The sequence below is a fragment of the Denitrobacterium detoxificans genome (assembly GCF_015062615.1).
Taxonomy (GTDB): Bacteria; Actinomycetota; Coriobacteriia; order Coriobacteriales; family Eggerthellaceae; genus Denitrobacterium; species Denitrobacterium detoxificans_A.
Genome location: NZ_SUUH01000001.1, coordinates 123,656 through 142,501 on the forward strand (window position 1 = coordinate 123,656; position 18,846 = coordinate 142,501).

An 18,846-nucleotide genomic window follows, 5' to 3' on the forward strand; every position below is an offset into this window, starting at 1 on the left:
GTATGGAAAACGCCGATGGAACCAAGGGCAGATACGCAAAGCTGCGCGAGAACGCGACGCGCGCAGAACGCAAGGAGGCCACGCTCGACGATTTGCGCCAGGCGACAGCGGAGCTGCAGGAAGCCGCATCGAAGCTCGGCGAAGCGGCGCGGGCGTCGGGCGAGGAGCGCGCAGCCATCGCGGCCGACGCGGCGAGCCTGGCCGAGAGTGCGAGGATACTCGCAGGAGAGGGCGCCGATCCTGCCGGCTACTTCCGCGACCAGCTGAGGGCCGGCATCAGGAAGGCGGCAGACGACGCAGGTTTGCATGAATACCTCGAGTCGGCCGCCGGCGAGCTCGTTGCCGCCACGCGTGAGACGGCCGAGGAGGTGCGGGCCGCCTGCGCCTCCCTTCGGGGCGCGTACGACGACACGTTCGCGAGGAAGCGCCAAGCCGCGATGGCGCGCGTGTTCATGGGCGGCTGCATCGTCGTCGCGCTCGCCTTCTCCGCGCTCACCGCCGCATGCTTCGTGAAGATGGAGCCCGTGTTCACCGGCGAGGCGGTCGTTTCCTACGAGCCCGCCTACGAGTCCGAGCTCGACCGCACGCGCCTCGAGCTCGAAAAGACCCGAAACGAGCTCGAGGCGTACCGCATGCAGTACCCCGGCGGCATCGGCCCCACGGCGCAGGCCGACCTGGACGCCGCCAACCGGGCGGCCCAGGACGCCTACGACGCCGAGCACGCGGGGTGACGGCGCGCAGATGGACGCGACGAGGGAACGGGACGGCGCCGGTGCCGTCCCGTTCCTTTTTTCGGCCGATGCGCGCGCCGGGCAAGGGCGGGGCCTTCGCCGCGAAGCGGCAAAGCAGCCCGCCCGCGCAGCGATGGCCCGGAGGGCCGTCGCGGAGGGTCCCCGCAGGGGCAAGCGGATTGGTGCGGTACGCACCAATCCAACGCTTGCACAGGCCTCGCGGCGCCATGCCAGCGCCAAGAAGGCCGCCCCGCGAGCGCGGCCGAGCCGTGCGCGCAGCGATTGCGAAATCGCGGCGCGTGCGGCGACCCGCGCGAGAGGCGCCAGCCGGCGAAAGGCGCCAGTGGCGCGTTTCGCCCGTGGCGCCGGCGTGAGCGGAGCGTGCGGGCGGCGGGGCCATGAGGCCCCGGCGGACGCTAAGGGCAGCGAGAGCGAGGGCGGAACGCCCGAGCGGGCATGCGCGCCCCGAAGCGCGCACGCGGGCATCCCGCGGGCTCGATGCCCGCGGGATGCCCCACGGCGGCATGGGCGATAGGGCGTGGAGTACGAGCCGCCGAGAGCCGAAGCGGACGCGTGGTTTTGGATTGGGTCCGAAGTAGACGGAGGCCCGGGGATCCTGCCCTTGGGCCTCCGGAAGGCGCTGCGAAACGCTTTGTTGTTAGCGGCGGGCGTGCTTGCCGGTCGCGCGTAGCGGTTGGCGGGTGCGCGCACGCGCTGCGAGTAGAACCGCAGCGCTCAACGTGGCGGACACCGCCAGCAGGGTGACGGGCATCGGATCGCCGGTCTTGGGCGATGTTGGCTTCGACGAGGAAGACGAGGTCGCAACCGCCTTCGTCTCGGCAGCCTTCACGGTGAAGGTCGCGGTGGCCTCGCCGTCCTCGAAGGCGACGGTCAGCTCGTGCTCGCCCACCGAGAGCGTCTCGAGATAAGTCGTCGTCATCGACAGGATGAGGCTGCCCTCAGCCGTGGCGATAGCCGACTCCGGCACGTCGACGCCGTCGACTTTCGCGCTCTTGTACGCTTTGAAGGTCTTGCCGTCGTTCACGTTGCGCTTGAACGTGAAGGTCAGCGGGTCGGACGAGCCCTTCTCCCACGTGGCGCCGTCGCCCGAGACTGTTGCGTAGGCGACGTCGACCGTCTCGGTGTGGCTGGCGTCGCGCTTGCACGTGCGCATAGCCTTGCCGTCGGTTTCCACCCACTCGCCCCAGTCGTGCCCGAGGGCGGCAATTGTCTTTGCTGTGCGGGAGATCTCCGCCTCGCACTCGGTGCAGTAAACGACCTCGTCGTAGCTGCCGCCCGTCGTGCAGGTGGCCGCCACCTCGTTCTCGTGCACGGCGGCGCCCGGCGTGTGGACATGCTCGAAAACCGCCTTCAAATACGTTGGCTCGATCGCGGTGTACTCATACGTAGCAGCAGTGGATACGAGCGCACCCACTTCGCCGGTCTCGCTGTCGCACGAGTACCATCCTTTGAGCGAATAGTTAGCACCAGGAGTAGCCGTCATAGTGACCTTCGTGCCGTATTTCACAGACGCGGACCCGGGAGTGGGTTGGTCGTCTTTTCCCGCATAGCTCATGTAATCCGGTTCACCTGTGATTCCGTTTGTGAAGTTCATCTCCGCCTTGCCGCTACCGCTCATCGCAAAGCCGCACCGCACGGGCAGGTCTGTATCAGAAGACACCCACCGGAGCTTGATTACCGTATCGGATTGGACGTTTATATAACCGGACTCTTCACCAGGAAGAACAGTCCATACGCCAATCTGGTATCCTGCGTATTTCATCCCCTGGGGCGGGGTTGCGAAAGAGGCGGCGAGTTCAGTTGGAGCCGTGAAACGCATCAATGTTCCTGACTTGACAGATTCGTAGAGGTCGCCAGCCGGCCAGGCACTCCCCTTGGTGCCGCCGTTCACATCATACTTAATGGTGACGACATCCGCAGCAGGTGCAGTTGCTGTGACCTCCACCCTGGCTTGGAAGCATTTTACTGAAACGCCGTCTATCGTCTTATCCAGATTAGTGTACGAACTGACAACAGTACCGCCCTCACAAGTGCTGGTTACAGTGGAGTCGAACGTATAGCCATTGCTTTTCGGAGCAATTGTCACCCAGATGTAGTATTTCTCACCTGCGTTAAACGTTACGTTTCCAAGGGATCCCCCACCTACAGTTACCCAGCCCTTGTTGTCAACAACATAATTGGCATCCGCCCCAACGGTTACCGTTGGGGCGGTTGCAGAAGTGGTGCCCGCCTCGGGAGGCGTCACCGTGAACGCGACGGAAGAAAGCGTGGTTGCCTGCGCATACAGCTGGGTGTCGCCGTCGCTTGGATCTTCGCTTTCGGTCTGCTCCTGGCCAGTGGCGTTTGCCGTGCTGGTACTCATGACCATAAGGGTTTGTTCACCGGGTTGCTCTTCTTGGGCCTGGGTTCCATTGCCAGGTTCCGTTGCCTCCTCGTCCTGCTGCGCACCCTGCTGTTGTGCGGAGTCAGTCGTCTCGGTCTTGGCAGAACCCTGCCCCTGGGCCTGCACGTCCTTCTTCTCCGTATCGGGCGCATCGCCCTTGTCGGCAGCCATATCGTCCACCGATGCGAATTCCGTTGAAGCTCCTGTTTGAGTTGCGGCGAAGGCGAACGCCCCCACGGGCACCAAGCCGAACGCCAGCGCCACCGTGACGAGCAACGCCAGGACGCTCCTCGTGCCCTTCTTCCCGTAACTGCTTCTCATTACGACCGACCTCCTAGGTGCCTCGCATAGAAAACCACCTTGCACGCTACGGCAATAGTAGGCCGATAGGAAGGTTCACATTTGTGCCACTTTACGTTACCGCAGGTAGAAGCGATGCAGACCTTCACAGCAACCTGGAAAGGCAATACGAGAGAACGCCGTCAGCGAGGCTGCGTCTCGCCGCTTGCGCGCACGACCAAGGCCGCCCGATTCGTGGCGCCCGTCTTCCCGTAGATGCTGGAGACGTGCCTCTGGAGCTGGCGTCGGGAGATGAACAGATCGTCAGCGATCTGCTGGTTTTGCTTGTCGGTGAGCACGAGGGCCTCGAGCACCTCGCTCTCGCGGTCGGTCAAGCCGCATTCGGTCGCCAACAAGCGGGTGCGTTCTTCCAACGACAGGACGGGCCTTTCCGACTCGCGCGGCGTCTCGGTCAGGTTGAAGTCGCCGCCCAGCGCCATCAGCACGATGACCAGGGCAACCCCCGCGACGTCGAAGCCGAGGACCGCCGGAGCCGGCAGCGCGGAGAGGTTGACGGCTCCGGCGAGCAGCACCATGGCGCTGTCGAGCATCCTGCCGAAGGGAGCCCAGAGTGCCGGGTTGCGCATGCCCGGGGCCAAACGCCAGAAGGTGAGCAGGTAATACGAGGTGAAGGCGGCGATGGCGAGGTAGAACAGGCACATGGTCAGCCAGTACGCCTCTTGCTCACCGGCCAGGACAACGTTGAGCAGCGCGACCAGCATGATGCACAGGGAGGCGAGCGGCACGTACTTCCCGCCCCTCCTGTCGCCGATCGCCGCAAACAGCAGGTAGCCAGGCACGAGCATCAGGCGCGGCCAGCTGTACGCGGAGTAGGTCGCGTAGTCCGACTGGATCATCAGGTGGTGGATATGCTCGTTGTAGAAGCAGGTGAACAGTATGAAAGTGGCCGCGATGAGGATGGTAACCACGATTCGTTTCGGCGGCGTGGGTTTCGGCTTCGCGCCTTCCGCCTCTCCGGCCTCCGGCTCTTCCGCCGGGGCCTCGCGCGCCAGCAGGAAGAGAACGACGACGCCCGCCAGCATGAAAGCCGGCAGGGGCAGCGTCGGACCCCACTGTATCTGAAGTAGGTACTGCAACACGACGGCGACGGCGCTGCCGATTCCCATGCACCGCGCAACGCTGGCACCCGTCACGGTCGCCAGGCTCATCCTAATGTGAATGGCGCCGCCGATTCCCCCGATGCAAAGCGCTGCCGCCATGGAGACGGCCACGTAGCCGAGCGAATCGTGGCCAGCAATCAGCATCGCCGCCACGCAGGCGAGGAACGCGCCGAAGGCTCCGTACATCGCCGCGTTCCGCCCGCGCCCGCCCGCGCTAAGGCGGTAATACAGGCTGTACAGCAGGAACCCGCCGATGACGAACACCTGCAGGGCGTAGTAGACCATACTCCGCTGCTCGGTGGCGAGGTACCCCTCGCCGGCATGATTCGCCAACCCAAGAACGGTGAACTGCAGGAAGACGAAGGCGCCGAACAGGCACGTCAGATACAGCTCGCGCTTCGCTATGTCGGATAGGGCATTCATGACATCCATCGTCCATCAGGACCCAACTCAGCGCAACGCCGCTCGGGAAATTCCGTTCAAATTCCGTTCAAGCCACATGAAATACGAGGCCCCGAAAACGAATTCACCGCCTACAACGAGGCGGTGAACTGGGCTTTTAAATGGCGGGATGTACGAGACTTGAACTCGCGACCTCCGACGTGACAGGCCGGCGCTCTAACCAACTGAGCTAACACCCCGTGCTTAAGCAGCGAAGGAAACTATACAGGTAAACAAAGACCGACGCAAGAACTTTTTTGCGTTTCCTCGATTCCGATAGCAGAAAGCCATCAGCCAAACGTGAACAAACCTCCATCCCCTGTTCACGTATTGCCGCTAACCCGCTACCCCATCTTCCCCATATAAGATAAGAGCCCCATTGCTGGGACTCTTCCAAATTCAGATGGCGGGATGTACGAGACTTCCGCGCCCGCCTTCGGCGAGTGCCCAACCCCTCCCTCGCAGGCTCGGTCGGGCGAAACGCTACGGACGCCCCTGGGGCGTCCGCTTCACGCGTTTCCACCCCAACGAGTTCAAGTCTCGTTTCCCCAAATACGAAAAGAGCTCCCGATTGGGAGCTCTACGTGTTTTTGATGGCGGGATGTACGAGACTTGAACTCGCGACCTCCGACGTGACAGGCCGGCGCTCTAACCAACTGAGCTAACACCCCGTGCTTCAGCAGCGGAATTGATTCTACAGGCTACCCCATCCAGATGCAAGAACAATTTTCAACTTCCCACTCACCTGCGAAGGAATTGTGAATTACCTGCTCAGAGCCGAAAGCGCAAGAGCGTAGATTATCCTCCCCTGATAGCTATTTCCAATAAGTCGGCACGTAGAAGCGACGGAAAGTGAATAATAGGCAGCCGCACCACAGCTGTAAACTAAACAAGGATGGCGCATTAGCGAAAAACGGCGCCATCAACCGCCAAGGTTCCAAGGGCGTCTGAGAGGGAGAAGATGATCAGCGACCTGCGCATCGACGAAGAACGTAAGCGCATGTATTACGAAAAGGGCTACTGGGGAACCAGTACGCTTTCCGACATATGGTCATCCCAGTCCAAGAAGTACGCGCAGCATGTGTACGTGAAGGACACCGAGGGGCATTCGTATACGTACGGCGAAATTGACCAGGCGGCCGCCCGCGTAGCAACCTGGATGAAGGAAGTGGGCGTAGAAAACGGCGACATCGTTACGTTTCAGCTGCCCAAATGGGCCGAATTCGCCATCATCTACGTGGCATGCCTGAAAGTAGGCGCCGTCATGCACCCCTATGCGGTGCGTAACACCGACCAAGACCTCATCGAAACGGTGAACTCGGTAGGCACGGCGGTCTACATCGCTCCCACGTTCTACCACAACCGCAACTACGAAATGGAATATCGCGCGATATGCGGCTCCATGCCCAACCTGAAGGGCGCGTTGTTTGTGGACCGCATCGCAAGCACCATCCCCGGGGAGGTTTCCCTTTCGTGCGTGCTCACCAACTGCGAGCCTCTCGACGAGCCCAGCCCGTCCAAGTCCGACGAAGCGGCATGCATCCTTTCCACGTCGGGATCCACGGGTCGCCCGAAACAAGCCATATTCACCCACAACACAATTCTATTCTCCGAGCGCGCGTACATCGCGCCCATGGGATTCACCGAAAACGACATCGTGTGGATGCCCTCGCCGCTCAATCACGCTACGGGCTTCTACCACGGCCTCATCGCCACCATGCTGTTCGGGGGATGTGCCATTCTGCAGGAATGCTATTCGCCCGAATCGGCCGTGAAGCTCATCCGGAAGGAAGGCTGCACCTGGTCCCACGGGGCAACGCCCTTCATATACGACCTGCTAAACTACCTGGACGAACACGGCGGATCGCTGCCTAGCATGCGCTTCTACATCTGCGGCGGTGCGCCAGTTCCCTCCAGCATGATTGAACATGCCAGCAGGTACGGCATCCTGCTGTCAGAGTCGTACGGGTCCACGGAAAGCTGCCCCCACGTCTATGTGCCACTCGATAAGTGCCTGGAATGGAATGGCGCTTGGTCGGGCATTCCCTACGAGGGAATTGAAGTGCGCGTCGTCGACGCCAACCATAACGACGTCCCCCGCGGAACGCAGGGCGAGGAAGCCTCACGCGGGCCACACCAGTTCGTTGGCTACCTAAACGAACCCGAACGCACCGATCGCGCGCTCGATTCCGACGGCTGGTTCTATTCGGGTGACCTCTGCTACATGGACGAAGAAGGTCGCATCCGCATTAGCGGGCGCATGAAGGAAATCATCATCCGTGGCGGCGAGAACATCTCGTGCAACGAGGTGGACCAGCAACTCGACGGCTGCCCGGGCGTAGGCGAGCACGCCACCATCGGCGCACCCGACAAGCGCATGGGCGAACGCATCTGCACCTTCCTCGTTCCGAAGCCCGGAGCAAAGCCTACCGTGGAAAGCATCACGGAATACCTGGCCGAGAAGGGCACGCCCAAGCGCGTCTGGCCCGAGCGCATCGAATACATCGACCGCATTCCGTACACGCCTACCGGCAAAGTGCAACGATTCAAACTCGCCGCCGAGCTACTGCTACGCATGCGCGAAGAGCGCAACGAACGCTAGAAGCGCAATTCATGTAAGGAGAAGCCATGCCAATCGAAAGGGAGTTTTCCGCGACAAGGTCCCATGCGGGCTTCAAGCCGCGCGTCTGCGATGACGACCTGCACTTCTACCAGTGCCCTTCGTGCGGGCACGTGCATATTGGCCTCACCGATGGCAATCCCATCTCCTGGTCGGGAAACGGTTCGACGAAAATCGCCGAGCTGCCCTTCGTGCGCACGAAGGCACCCACCTGCACCGCCTGTGGCAAGCAGATGGAGCCCATCCCCTTCGTTGAGCACGAGGACGTTCCCAGCGATTTCGAACTCGACTTCCAATTCCGCGGCGGATTCAACGCAAACTGCGTGAAGATCAAATGGTTCGCGAAGATGGGCTGCAAGCTGCACATCGACTGGGCCTGCGTGAAGACGTTCACCGGCTTCCAGGTAAAATACGTGCACGAGAAGAAGTACTCCCCCATCACCTTCGCGTTTGCCGACGAAGACGCCTACTGCTACTGCGACAGCGACCCATGCGAGGAATGCATGTTCCGATGCAAGAACGGCATGATCGGATACGTGCACGTCGTAGGGCTGGGCCTGGTGCGCATGAGCTTCGACCGCATGCTCGCCAGCGGCTCAGGCCCCTCGAACGAGGGCTTGCGACGCACGCGCAAATAACGTCCCATAACAGAGTAACATGTATACAATTGGCCACTCCGAACGCGGGGTGGCCAATTTCGCTTTTGCATGTACGGACGGAAATTCCCACAATTCGCGAGGAATGTCCTCCATGTATTCGGAATATTAATAATTCGATTCAAAAACTCGAACCGCTATCAATTGGATTTAGCCATGGACCACAGGCACAATATTACTCGTGAGCTAAACAAAGCTCTATTCCGAACATCGCGTAGATCATTGAGGAGGACTTAGATGAACCCTAACGCGAAAATCACCGACGAGCAGTTTGAGGCTTATCTGAAGCAGATTCGCGAATTGGTCGAGGGACCTTTCGACGAGATGCAGAAGGAAATCGAAGTCACGAACAAGTTCCCGGAAGAGTTCTATGAACTCGCCAAGAAGAACGACCTGTACCGCTTCTACATGCCGTCTCAGTACGGTGGATGGGATCTCAACGAGCTCGAAATCCTGCGCGTTCAGGAAGAGTTCTCCCGCGGCCCCGGCGGCATGCGCATGCACCTGCATCACGCTGCCGACATGAACTGGCGCATCCTCGACGACTACGGCACGCAGGAAATGAAGGACAAGCTCATGGACAAGTTCCAGGACAAGTCCGTCTACTGCAACTTCGCCATCACCGAGCAGACCGGCGGCACGGGCGCCGACCTGCATACCACCGCTGAGAAGCAGGCCGATGGTTCCTGGATCCTCAACGGCGAGAAGTGGCTCATCAGCCACACCGACTGCTCTGATTACACCTACATCATCGCAGTTTCCGACCCCAGCAAGCAGAAGGACGACCGCCTGAGCGCGTTCATCGTCGACAACTCTCTGCCCGGCTTCGAAATCGTCGAAATGCCCCACATGATGGGCTGCCGCGGCGCTGGCCATGCTGGCCTGAAGCTGACCAACGTCAAGGTTGGTCCCGAGTGCCTGCTCGGCGAAGAGGGCCAGGGCATGGATGTCGCCATCCACAGCCTGTCCGTCTCCCGCGTGCACATCGCTATGTCCAACCTCGGCATGGCTCAGCGCATGCTGGAGCTCTCGCTCAAGCGTGCCAACGACCGCATCACCTTCGGTAAGCCCATCGCTTCCCGCCAGATGATCAAGTCCAAGATCGCCGACATGCAGATGATGGTTCACGTTCTGCGCACCGCCATCTACGACTTCGCTCGCGACTACGACATCGACCCGAAGAACGACTTCATCACCGAGAAGGCTGCTATCTGCAAGCTGTTCTCCATCGAAACGGTGAAGCTGGTCTCCGACGGCATGCTCGAGATCTTCGGTGGCGACGGTTACTTCGAGGACAGCCCCTACGGCCCGACCGAGCGTCTGTACCGCGACTGCCGCGCTATGTGGCTCGAGGAAGGCGCCCCCAACGTTCAGCGCATCACGATTGCTCGCGAGTGCCAGAACCACGGCGGCGAAGTCAAGTACAACTTCTAGTTGCAGCTTGATATACCAGCTCATCTCTGAGCGTATTGAAAGAGCTGGCGCATTTTGTGCCAGCTCTTTTCCTATTCGGAACATTTGTTTGAGGAGGAATATATGTCTCTGCCTCTCGAAGGCGTGAAGGTCGTCGACCTCACCACGTTCCTTGCCACCCCCACCACGGGCCGCGTGCTCGGTGAATGGGGCGCCGACGTCATCAAGGTCGAAGCCGCCAAGGGCGATGCAACGCGCACCAACCAGGCTCCCGTGTATGGTATTCCCGACTACACCGACGAAGAGAACCTGTCGTTCGACGTCGCCAACATGCACAAGCGCTTCATCAGCCTGAACCTGAAGAGCGAAACCGGCGCCGAGGTTATGCACAAGCTTCTTTCCGAAGCCGACATCTTCATCACCAACACCCGCACGAAGAGCCTCGCCAAGATGGGCTTCGACTGGGAAACGCTGCATGCGAAGTACCCGCGCCTGATCATGGGCCATGGCCTGGGCTACGGCAAGAAGGGTCCCGAAAAGGACGCTGCCGGCTTTGACGTAACCTGCTACATGGGTCGTGGCGGCGTATTCGGCACCACGGTGGACGCCGACAGCTTCCCCATGATCCCCACCAACGGCTATGGTGACTTCCAGTGCTCTATGTTCCTCTGCTCTGGTCTGCTCGCAGCTTACATCGCGCGCGAAAAGACCGGCGTGGGCGACTACGTAACGTGCGCTCTGGAGCATGGCGCCATCTACGCGCTGTCCGTGGGCATGATCTCCGCTCAGTACGGCAACAAGTACCCGAAGAGCCGCCTGGAGGTCAACAACCCCTTGAACAACGTGTTCAAGTCGGGCGACGACAAATGGGTCGTTCTCTGCCTTCCCGAGTACGACCGCGACTGGCCGCGCGTGCTGAAGCTCATCGGCCGTGAGGACCTGCTGGAGGACGCCGATCTGGCTTCCATCGACGCCGTGAACAACAAGGGTCTCTCCCCCAAGGTCGTCAAGGTCCTGGACGAGGGCTTCGCCAAGTTCACCCGCGACGAGCTGCTGGCCATGTTCAAGGAAAACGACATGCCCTGCGAGCCTGCTCAGACGCCCGAGGACGTGTACAAGGATCAGAACGCGATCATCAACGAGTACATCAAGCCGGTGCACTATCCCAAGGGCGACCGCTGGTGCCCCACTGCCCCCGTTCAATTCGAACTGAACGAGACGGCGGAGCTGAAGCCGACGGGCATGCTTGGCTCTTCCACCGAAGACGTCATGAGGGATCTGGGCTACACCGACGAGCAGATTGCCGCCGCCGAAGCTGACGGTTCCGTGTGCGGAGCCCGCAGCCTCGACGAACTGCTGGGTCGCTAGCAAACAGAGCCAAACACGTGGCTACAACGAGGGGGATGCGCGAATGCGCATTCCCCTTTTTACGTATACATAACCGCTGTTCAAAGCTTTTTCTCAATTATTTTCAGAAAATGACAGAAGAACTTTTATAATTGGCAACATGGTGTTTAGGGGACGCCACTCATGGGCTAAAAAATGCGAACCTCATAGCCCATGCCAAACCGCAGAGGAGAGTTCATGAACCTTTCGCAACTGCAATACTTTTGCAAACTTGCCGAACTCCAGCACTACACGAAGGCTGCCGAACAGCTCTACATCACGCAGCCCACGCTTTCCAATTCCATCTCCCGCCTGGAAGACGAATTGGGCATTCCCCTCTTCGTGCGCGACGGACGCAACGTAAGGCTCACGAAGTACGGTCGCGAATTCAACGAATACGCCAAAGAGGCACTTGCCGCCATCGAACGCGGCAAGGCGCTCGCCCAAGACGAGGCCGGCGAATACACGGGCAATGTTTCCATCGGCACCATTTACACCGTGGAAGACCATTACCTGCCCATGCTCATGAAGGCCTATCGCGAGCAATTCGGATCGGGCCCCGTCATCCGCGTTGCCCAGGGCCTTACGCAATCGCTCATCGAGGGCCTGGAAAACGACACGTACGACGTCATCTTCAGCGCCTACGTGCCCAACAAGCCCGACCTGCAATTCGTGCCCGTTACGTATCAGGACCTGGTAGCCATCGTGCACAGCCGCCACAAGCTCGCAAAGCAGAGCTCCATCATGCTAGGCGACCTTCGCGGCGACCACATCATCACCTACCACTACAACACGCCCATCGGGCGCGAAGTCAAAGAGGTCATGAACAGGGAGAAACTGCTTGCATGCGAGCAGTACGACGACGAGATCACGCTCGCTTCCATGGTCGACGCCAACAAGGACGCGGTGAGCATCGCGCTCAACACGCTGGGCATCAACCTCTTCCCCAACCTCATCAAGCTGAAGATCGAAGATATCCCCGAGCGCTTCCACACCATCCACCTGGCGTACAAGAAGAATTCCTACAAGACGCCCGCCGTTCAGCACTTCGTTGACCTCGCACGGGAATTCAAATACGAAAAGCAATAGCCCATTCACGCTTTAGATACGCGATAAAAGACGGCATGCGCCGTCTTTTTTATTACCCCAAACCAAGAAAAAGAAAACCCGCCATGTCCCTCCATGGCGGGTTTCCAAGGCGGCGCAAACGCCTAGGATTGAAACCAGGGCTCACCGGCAGTGAGAGCAGAAGCGAGCCCTGGCATTTGTCTGATGCTAGTCGCGCATCTTTTCCAGAGCGCTGTAGCCAAACATGCCCTTGTACTGACTAACCAGGTACAGAGCCATCAGCAGCGCGAGGATGGCGAAGGCCAGCAGCAGGATCATCATGATCCAGACAGCGCTGGATTCACCCACGGCGGTGGTCATGGCGCCTACGATGAACGGCAGGAACACCGAAGCAGCACCCATGAACGTGTAGTACATACCAACGTTACGACCGCGAGGACCGGGGCAGATGAGCTGACGCTGAGTAACGCCAGTCTGCAGCATGCCACCAGCAGCACCGAAGCCAACGAGGGCCAGGCCGATGTAGACACCGGCAACGCCAATGCCCAGAGGCAGAGCCAGAAGGACGGCGGCAAGGCCAGCGATGGCGATGATGGAGTCGATCATGATGACCTTAACGGGATTCCAACGGAGCTTGCCCATCATGAATGCCCAGAAGAGCACGGCGATGATGGAGCCGAAGGTGTAGATGGAGGTCAGCGTAGCACTGTCAGTTGCGGTCATGCCCAGGTAGGCGGTACCGAACTGCTTGGAGTACTGCTGAGCACCATACATGATGAACATGATGACGAAGCCATAGAACAGCGTGACGAACTGGGTCAGGCCATTGGGCTTCTTCAGCATTGCGTCGCGTGCAGCCTGGATTTCCGCTTCAGCAGCGTTCTTGGCAGCACTCTTGTCGTCGGCATTGTCAACCTTCTGCTTGCGCTCGTCGTCATAGACGAAGGGCGTGATGATAGCGAAGATGGTGGCAATAACGGACAGGACGATTGCGACCCACACGTTAATGTGCCAGTCGCCCGTGCCAGGGCCAGCGACAACGGTCTTGGTGGCCTTGTCGAGCACGTGATTGGCGTTGGCAGCCGCGAAGATCGGGTAGATGATACCCGTCACGCTGATGACGGCCTTGATGCCAATCGTGCTTGCGCCAGCCTGACGCGGATTCGCCTCGGCGATAGCGGGATACAGAGCACCATCCCAGAAACCAGACGTAGCCAGGCCAGACAGGAAGCCAGCGACAGCAGCCACGGTGGCGTTGTCGGTGATCAGCATGATCACGAAAGAGATGATGTACAGCACGCCACCCAGGATGGCCGGAATCTTACGACCGATACGGTCGGAGATCTCGCCGCCAATCCACACGGAGACGAATTTGCCGACGCCGGTCCAAACGATAGCCGTTGAAACCGCAGCCGCGCCGGCGGTGGGGTCATTGATGAAGCCCCACTGAGTATAGAAGTCAACTTGGTTCTGGCTGAAGATAATAGCCTGAACGCCATGCGTCAGGTAGCACATGTATACCGTGACGATGGCGAAGAGGTATTTCTTAGCCGGCTGAATAACCTTTTCGCTCACTGCATTCCTCCTAATCGATAGTTCCCTCATGCTGTTTGCGCCAGTTATAGCATTCGCTGCGATTCTTGGAGACGCATTCCTCAAACTGCATCGAATACCAAACCACCTCAAATGGTATTTCACGAAGTATTCAAAATCCAATTAATTGACAAATGGGTTACGGGCAATATTGATTGTATTTTTCTATAGCAATCCAACAATTAATTGAATACATCCCTTGCCTGAGCAAAAGAGAGCGCTATGTACCATATCTCGGAAGAAAATGCGACAAAGACCCCAGGGAGAGCGCTTGCAAGCGGAAGATGCGCCTAGGAAGCGTCGTACGATTCCATGAGTAGAGGTCCGGCAATATGAATCATGATCTGATCGGTACCCTCTGCGATCTGATTGCCGCGGCAGTCCTGCCAGATGCTACCCACCCGCTCGTTTTCGGTATAGCCGCGTCCGCCCAAAACCTGAAGCGCATCGCTAGCCACCTCAGTAGCGGCACGGGGAACATAGCGCTTCGCCATGGCCACGAGCAGTCGCTTATCGCTGGAATCGTGATCAAACGCCCACGCGGCACGATACACGAGCGAACGCATATTGACGATCTTTACTTCCATGTCTACGAGCATCTGCTCGATTTGCTGGAACGATGCGATGTTCTTGCCGAACGCCATGCGATTACGGGCATAGGAAACGGCATCCTCCATGGCAGCCTGGGCCATGCCTAAAGACTGCGCGCATACCATAACGCGGCCGATTTCCAGCAAATGGAACAGCTGGGGGAAACCAGCCTTGCCCTCCCCTTGCAGACGGAAGGATGGCTCCAGGCGCACATCGTCGAACACGATGTCGGCAAAGGGCACGATCTTCTGGCCAATCTTGCCAATGGGATAGGCATTCAGGCCCTCGCTATTGCGGGGAACCATCCAAAACGACAGCGTGGGATACCCATCGGAAGCAACATCGGGCTCTACGGCGGCAACCATGACAAAGGGCGCGAACTCGCCATTGGCGACGAACGTCTTCGAGCCCTTCAGAACGTAGGATTCGCCCTGCGCGGAAACAGTGGTCCGCATGGCCATAGTATCGCTACCCGCGCTCGGCTCCGAAACCGCGAGCGCAAACGCAAGACGGCCCGTCTCGCGATAGGTTTCGAGCATGTGGTGCATGCTCTTCGAAGAACCCGCAAACTTGTTCATGATACGCAGGTTCATGATGTCGCTGGAAAACGGGAGCGACGCGCCCGCCACACGAGAAACCTCTTCAGTAGCTATAACCTGGGCAAGAAGAGATCCGCCACCCGAGGCGTCACCAAGTAGGCTCGCATGGCCAAGATACTCATTGATGAACGCTTTGCAAACATCGTCGGGCAACCCACCGTCGCGTTGCCACTGACGTACGTTCGCACGGGAAAAATAGCGTTCGGCATACGCGCGAAAATCATCCTTGAGCGCGAGTTCCTCGGTGCTGAGATTGAAATCCACGGCATACCCCTCCCCAACCAACTAACAAACAAAACGACATGGAAGCCCAGCGCACCATCCTGCATAACATAGCCCCAGATGATTGCGCACAGGCTTCCATGCCGTACGTTGCCACACTACAGCGATAGCGTCAAGCTACCTGCCGTTTAGCCGCAACGATAGACCACTCCCATTTCAGGCTGCGGCATATCCCACTTGGAAACGATCGTTTCCTCGCAGCAGATACGGCAGGTGCCGCATTCCAGGCAGCCGGCGTAGTCGAAGCTCTTGTGGCCATCCTCGTCAACCTTGTACAGGGCTGCCGGGCATACGCGAACCAGCTTCTGGAACTCCGCGTCGTCAACCTCGTCGAGGTTTTCCTTGTTCAGCTCGATGTGGGCGTTTTCCTCGTCCACGTTGTACTTGTTAACGCCGATGAGCTCGTCGACGTTTACGGTAATCTTCAGCTCGCTCACAGTGCCTTCAGAGCTCCCCTCACTTCGCTGGCCAGCTTGAACAGGCCGCGCTGCTTGACAATGGGCATCATGCGCTTCTTCAACGGGAGAGCAGGCTCGCCGTCGACCACGAACATGGCGTTGAAGATTTCGGAAACCATCTTCGGGTAGTCGGTGAACATGCGATCCCAGTGCTCCATCGTGGAGGGCCACTTCGAGAAGGTGGCAAGATCCTTGATGACGAAGGAGTTGTCCATCTTCTGCTTGTAGGAGGCGAGACCGGCTTCGGACACGTCTTCCGCGTCGATGGCATCGCACGCAGCCTCAGCCGCGAACTGGCCGCTGGCCACCGCCAGGTCCATGCCGCGAACCATGTAGCCAAGGTTCATGCAGAGCATAGCGGCGTCGCCGGCAATGAGCGCACCATCGTAGGTGTACTTCGGAATCATGTTGTAGCCACCCTCGGATACCATATGGCCGGAATGCTCGACCATTTCGGCACCGCGAATGATCGGGGCAACCGCAGGATGCTTCTTGAAGTCATCGAGGCACTGGTAGATGGTGGTGTTCGCCTTCGACATGTTTTCGATGGTGGCCACCAGGCCCAGGCTGATGGAGTCCTTGTTGGTATAGAGGAAACCGCCGCCAACCTCACCATGGGTGGCATCGCCCACGAACAGCATGGCCGCACCCTCGCCCTCAGGGCACAGGAAACGATCCTCAATCTGCTCGGGAGAAAGCTCGAACACTTCCTTGATGCCCACGGCCATCTCGTTGCGCTTGGGGCGCGGAGCACCCAGGCAACGCTCGGCCAGCAGGCTGTTCACGCCCTCGGCGATGATGACCACATGAGCGGTGATCTCGTCCTCACCAGCCTTGATGCCAATGACGGCACCCGACTCGTCCTTCAGCAGCTCTTCCACGGCGATGCCGCAGATGTACTCGCAGCCGGCATTTTCGGCCTGCTCGGCAAGCCACTGGTCGAAGGGCCCACGCAGCACGGTGTAGCTGTCCTTGCCCATCTCGCCCAGCTGCTCGCTCGTAAAGTCGATGGTCATGTTGCTCGTGGCATCCATCATGGCGATGCGCTCGTGCGTAACCTTGCGCTCGAAGGGAATATCATCCCATTCGATTTCGCCTTCGCCGTACTTGTCGAAAACAGCCTTCAGGGAATGGGCGTAGATGCGACCACCCGTCATGTTCTTCGCGCCAGCATATTCGCCACGCTCGACGACCAGGACGCTCTTGCCCTTCTTGGCCGCCACGTACGCCGCAATGGCGCCTGCGCAGCCGGACCCAACGACGATGACGTCGAAGTCCCTTTCTTCCATGCGGTTCCTCCTTCTATCACTGAAATCACCGCATCAATTCGGGCTGAATTGAACCGGCGAAACTTGTTGGCGCCCCGCCCTACTACCGCGAGCAGGGCGCCTGCCCCTCGAAATTGGGAGGGACTCGCGGCCCCTCCCGCTAAACGCTATGCCTACAGAGCTGCGGTGAGCTCGGGCAGAACCGTCTTCAGGTCGCCTACGAAGCCGTAGTCGCACTGCTTGAACACGGGAGCGTTCTTGTCCTTGTTGATGGCAACGACGGTGCCAGCGCCAGCGCAGCCAACCATGTGCTGCATCTGACCGGAAACGCCGATGGCAAAGTAGATCTTCGGGGAGATCATCTGGCCGGAAACGCCCACGTAAGCCTCGCGGGGGAACCAGGTGACACCTTCGGAGAGCGGACGGCTGCAGCCAACTTCGGCGCCAATCTTGGCAGCCAGATCGCGGGCAAACTGCAGGTCTTCCTCGGCCTGGAAGCCACGGCCGCAGGCAACGACGGCGTCGGCGCCAGCCAGGTCGACGGACGCGGGAGGCAGAGCCTCGGAACCCGTCTTCACGACAGCGGCGGCGGGGGCCTCGAAGGCAACCTCTTCCACGGCGTCGGTGCCCGTTGCGGCAGCGGCATCGAACGTGCCGGCAACGACCGTGTAGATCTTCACGTCGGTGGCGGGCTTTGCGGTGCGCACGCCCGTGCCGCCGAAGTACATGGAGCTGGCCACGTCGCCGTCGAGCTCGGTTACGCCAGCGATGGCGGCAGCGCCCTTGGCAGCAGCCAGGCGACCCACCAGGCTGAGCGCATGGAGCGTCTGCTCGGCCAGGACAACGTCGGCGCCAGAAGCGTCGAACGCCTTGATAACGGATGCATAGGCATCGTCGACAACGTTGCCAGCGGGCACGTCGATGTGCACGCAGCTATCGGCAACGCCGGTTACCGCGGGAGCGCCCGCGATGCACAGCACAACGCCATCGGCAATGGAACGGGCGCCAGCGCAGAGCTCACGCGCGCCGTTTTCGGTTTCAGCAATAACAAAAGCCTTAGCCATTCTAGATTCCTGCCCTTCCCTACAGAGCGGCCTTGACGGCAGCTGCGAATTCGTTCACATCATCGAAGATCTGGCACTTGCGGTCGACCTGGGCAGGAGCCTTCACGGCAACTTCCTCGGTGGCTGCAGCGGCAGCACCCTCGGCAGCGGCAACGTTCATGGGCTTCTTGCCGGCAGCCAGGATGTCCTTCATGCCCGCGATGCGGGGCTCGGCGAAGTCGGGGGCGATGGCGATCACGCAGGGCGTGGGAACCTCGACGGATTCGATCTCGGTTTCCAGCAGGCGCTTGGCAGCGATCTTGCCGTCGCCAGCCTCGGCGGAAACAACGCCGGAGACATAGGGCAGGCCCAGGGCCGCAGCCAGCTGAACGCCCGTCTGCTTCGCGTACAGGTCGGCAGAACCGTCGCCCACCAGGATGGCGTCGTAGTCGCCAGCCTGGGCAACCAGCTTGGCCAGCTCGGCAGCAGCGCCGAACGCATCCAGGTTGGCGGTAGCGTCGTCGGCCGTGAGGAACAGCTCGTCAACGCCGCGAGCAAGGATGTTCTTCTTGGTCTTGGAGTCGTCGGCCTTCTTGGAGCCAACGCTGATGGCCTTCACGGAGCCGTCGCCAGAAAGCATAGAAGCGGCTTCGATGGCGTTCAGGTCGTAGGTGGAGACTACCTGATGGGCGCGCGAGAAATCGAGCGAACCATCGCCGGCAACCTTAACGTCCTGATCGTCGGGGACGATCTTGCATGCCACGAGAATGTTCATGGATGTTCCTTTCTGATCCTCTTGGGAATGTCTTGCATATGCGGGCTAGACCCGCGAG

The 18,846-nt window shown here is 59.7% G+C and carries 14 protein-coding genes and 2 tRNA genes; 6 read left to right on the forward strand and 10 right to left on the reverse strand.

From position 1 onward, the window contains the following. Positions 1 to 2: 2 nt before the first annotated feature. On the forward strand, positions 3 to 731 hold the full coding sequence (locus E7002_RS00600) for a hypothetical protein (RefSeq protein ID WP_303726993.1): 729 nt from the start codon (positions 3 to 5) through the stop codon (positions 729 to 731). 658 nt (positions 732 to 1,389) lie between these two features. Here E7002_RS00600 and E7002_RS00605 read toward each other — a convergent pair. The 4 genes from E7002_RS00605 to E7002_RS00620 form a co-directional block, all read right to left on the reverse strand. After that, complete coding sequence (locus E7002_RS00605) at positions 1,390 to 3,456, reverse strand: hypothetical protein (RefSeq protein WP_303726994.1); 2,067 nt, start codon at positions 3,454 to 3,456, stop codon at positions 1,390 to 1,392. 161 nt (positions 3,457 to 3,617) lie between these two features. Further along, on the reverse strand, positions 3,618 to 5,027 hold the full coding sequence (locus E7002_RS00610; protein ID WP_303726995.1) for a helix-turn-helix transcriptional regulator: 1,410 nt from the start codon (positions 5,025 to 5,027) through the stop codon (positions 3,618 to 3,620). A gap of 132 nt (positions 5,028 to 5,159) precedes the next feature. Next, positions 5,160 to 5,236: transfer RNA gene (locus E7002_RS00615), tRNA-Asp, on the reverse strand. 394 nt (positions 5,237 to 5,630) lie between these two features. Continuing rightward, positions 5,631 to 5,707, reverse strand: a tRNA-Asp gene (locus tag E7002_RS00620). 290 nt (positions 5,708 to 5,997) lie between these two features. Between E7002_RS00620 and fadK the strand changes: the two genes are divergently transcribed. From fadK to E7002_RS00645, 5 genes are all read left to right on the forward strand, one after another. Then, positions 5,998 to 7,638: a medium-chain fatty-acid--CoA ligase gene (gene fadK / locus E7002_RS00625; protein WP_303726996.1), complete on the forward strand. Its 1,641-nt coding sequence runs from the start codon at positions 5,998 to 6,000 to the stop codon at positions 7,636 to 7,638. Between the two features lie 26 nt (positions 7,639 to 7,664). After that, positions 7,665 to 8,294, forward strand: a complete 630-nt coding sequence (locus E7002_RS00630) for a hypothetical protein (RefSeq protein WP_303726997.1) — start codon at positions 7,665 to 7,667, stop codon at positions 8,292 to 8,294. A 255-nt stretch (positions 8,295 to 8,549) separates the two neighbouring features. Then, the gene (locus E7002_RS00635) at positions 8,550 to 9,746 is read left to right on the forward strand and encodes an acyl-CoA dehydrogenase family protein (protein ID WP_066661961.1); all 1,197 of its coding nucleotides are present in this window, start codon (positions 8,550 to 8,552) and stop codon (positions 9,744 to 9,746) included. Positions 9,747 to 9,848: 102 nt separating this feature from the next. Then, positions 9,849 to 11,093 (forward strand): CaiB/BaiF CoA-transferase family protein, encoded by a 1,245-nt coding sequence (locus E7002_RS00640; RefSeq protein ID WP_066664961.1) that lies wholly within the window; start codon positions 9,849 to 9,851, stop codon positions 11,091 to 11,093. Between the two features lie 216 nt (positions 11,094 to 11,309). Beyond that, complete coding sequence (locus E7002_RS00645) at positions 11,310 to 12,200, forward strand: LysR family transcriptional regulator (RefSeq protein WP_303726998.1); 891 nt, start codon at positions 11,310 to 11,312, stop codon at positions 12,198 to 12,200. A gap of 186 nt (positions 12,201 to 12,386) precedes the next feature. On the opposite strand, the gene E7002_RS00650 is transcribed toward E7002_RS00645, so the two are convergent. The 6 genes from E7002_RS00650 to E7002_RS00675 all read right to left on the reverse strand — a co-directional run bounded on the left by E7002_RS00650 (position 12,387) and on the right by E7002_RS00675 (position 18,788). After that, positions 12,387 to 13,754 (reverse strand): MFS transporter, encoded by a 1,368-nt coding sequence (locus tag E7002_RS00650; RefSeq protein WP_303726999.1) that lies wholly within the window; start codon positions 13,752 to 13,754, stop codon positions 12,387 to 12,389. Positions 13,755 to 14,062: 308 nt separating this feature from the next. Next, positions 14,063 to 15,226 (reverse strand): acyl-CoA dehydrogenase family protein, encoded by a 1,164-nt coding sequence (locus E7002_RS00655; protein WP_303727000.1) that lies wholly within the window; start codon positions 15,224 to 15,226, stop codon positions 14,063 to 14,065. A 146-nt stretch (positions 15,227 to 15,372) separates the two neighbouring features. Further along, the gene (locus tag E7002_RS00660) at positions 15,373 to 15,681 is read right to left on the reverse strand and encodes a 4Fe-4S dicluster domain-containing protein (RefSeq protein WP_066661953.1); all 309 of its coding nucleotides are present in this window, start codon (positions 15,679 to 15,681) and stop codon (positions 15,373 to 15,375) included. Continuing rightward, the gene (locus E7002_RS00665; RefSeq protein ID WP_303727002.1) at positions 15,678 to 16,991 is read right to left on the reverse strand and encodes an FAD-dependent oxidoreductase; all 1,314 of its coding nucleotides are present in this window, start codon (positions 16,989 to 16,991) and stop codon (positions 15,678 to 15,680) included. Before E7002_RS00665 ends, E7002_RS00660 begins: the two co-directional genes overlap by 4 nt. Positions 16,992 to 17,143: 152 nt before the next feature. Further along, entirely contained in the window at positions 17,144 to 18,034 is an 891-nt protein-coding gene (locus E7002_RS00670; RefSeq protein WP_303727003.1) for an electron transfer flavoprotein subunit alpha/FixB family protein, read from the reverse strand. Positions 18,035 to 18,053: 19 nt separating this feature from the next. Next, positions 18,054 to 18,788 carry an electron transfer flavoprotein gene (locus tag E7002_RS00675; protein ID WP_303727004.1) on the reverse strand — a complete coding sequence of 245 codons (735 nt, stop codon included), beginning with the start codon at positions 18,786 to 18,788 and terminating at the stop codon, positions 18,054 to 18,056. Positions 18,789 to 18,846 lie beyond the last annotated feature (58 nt).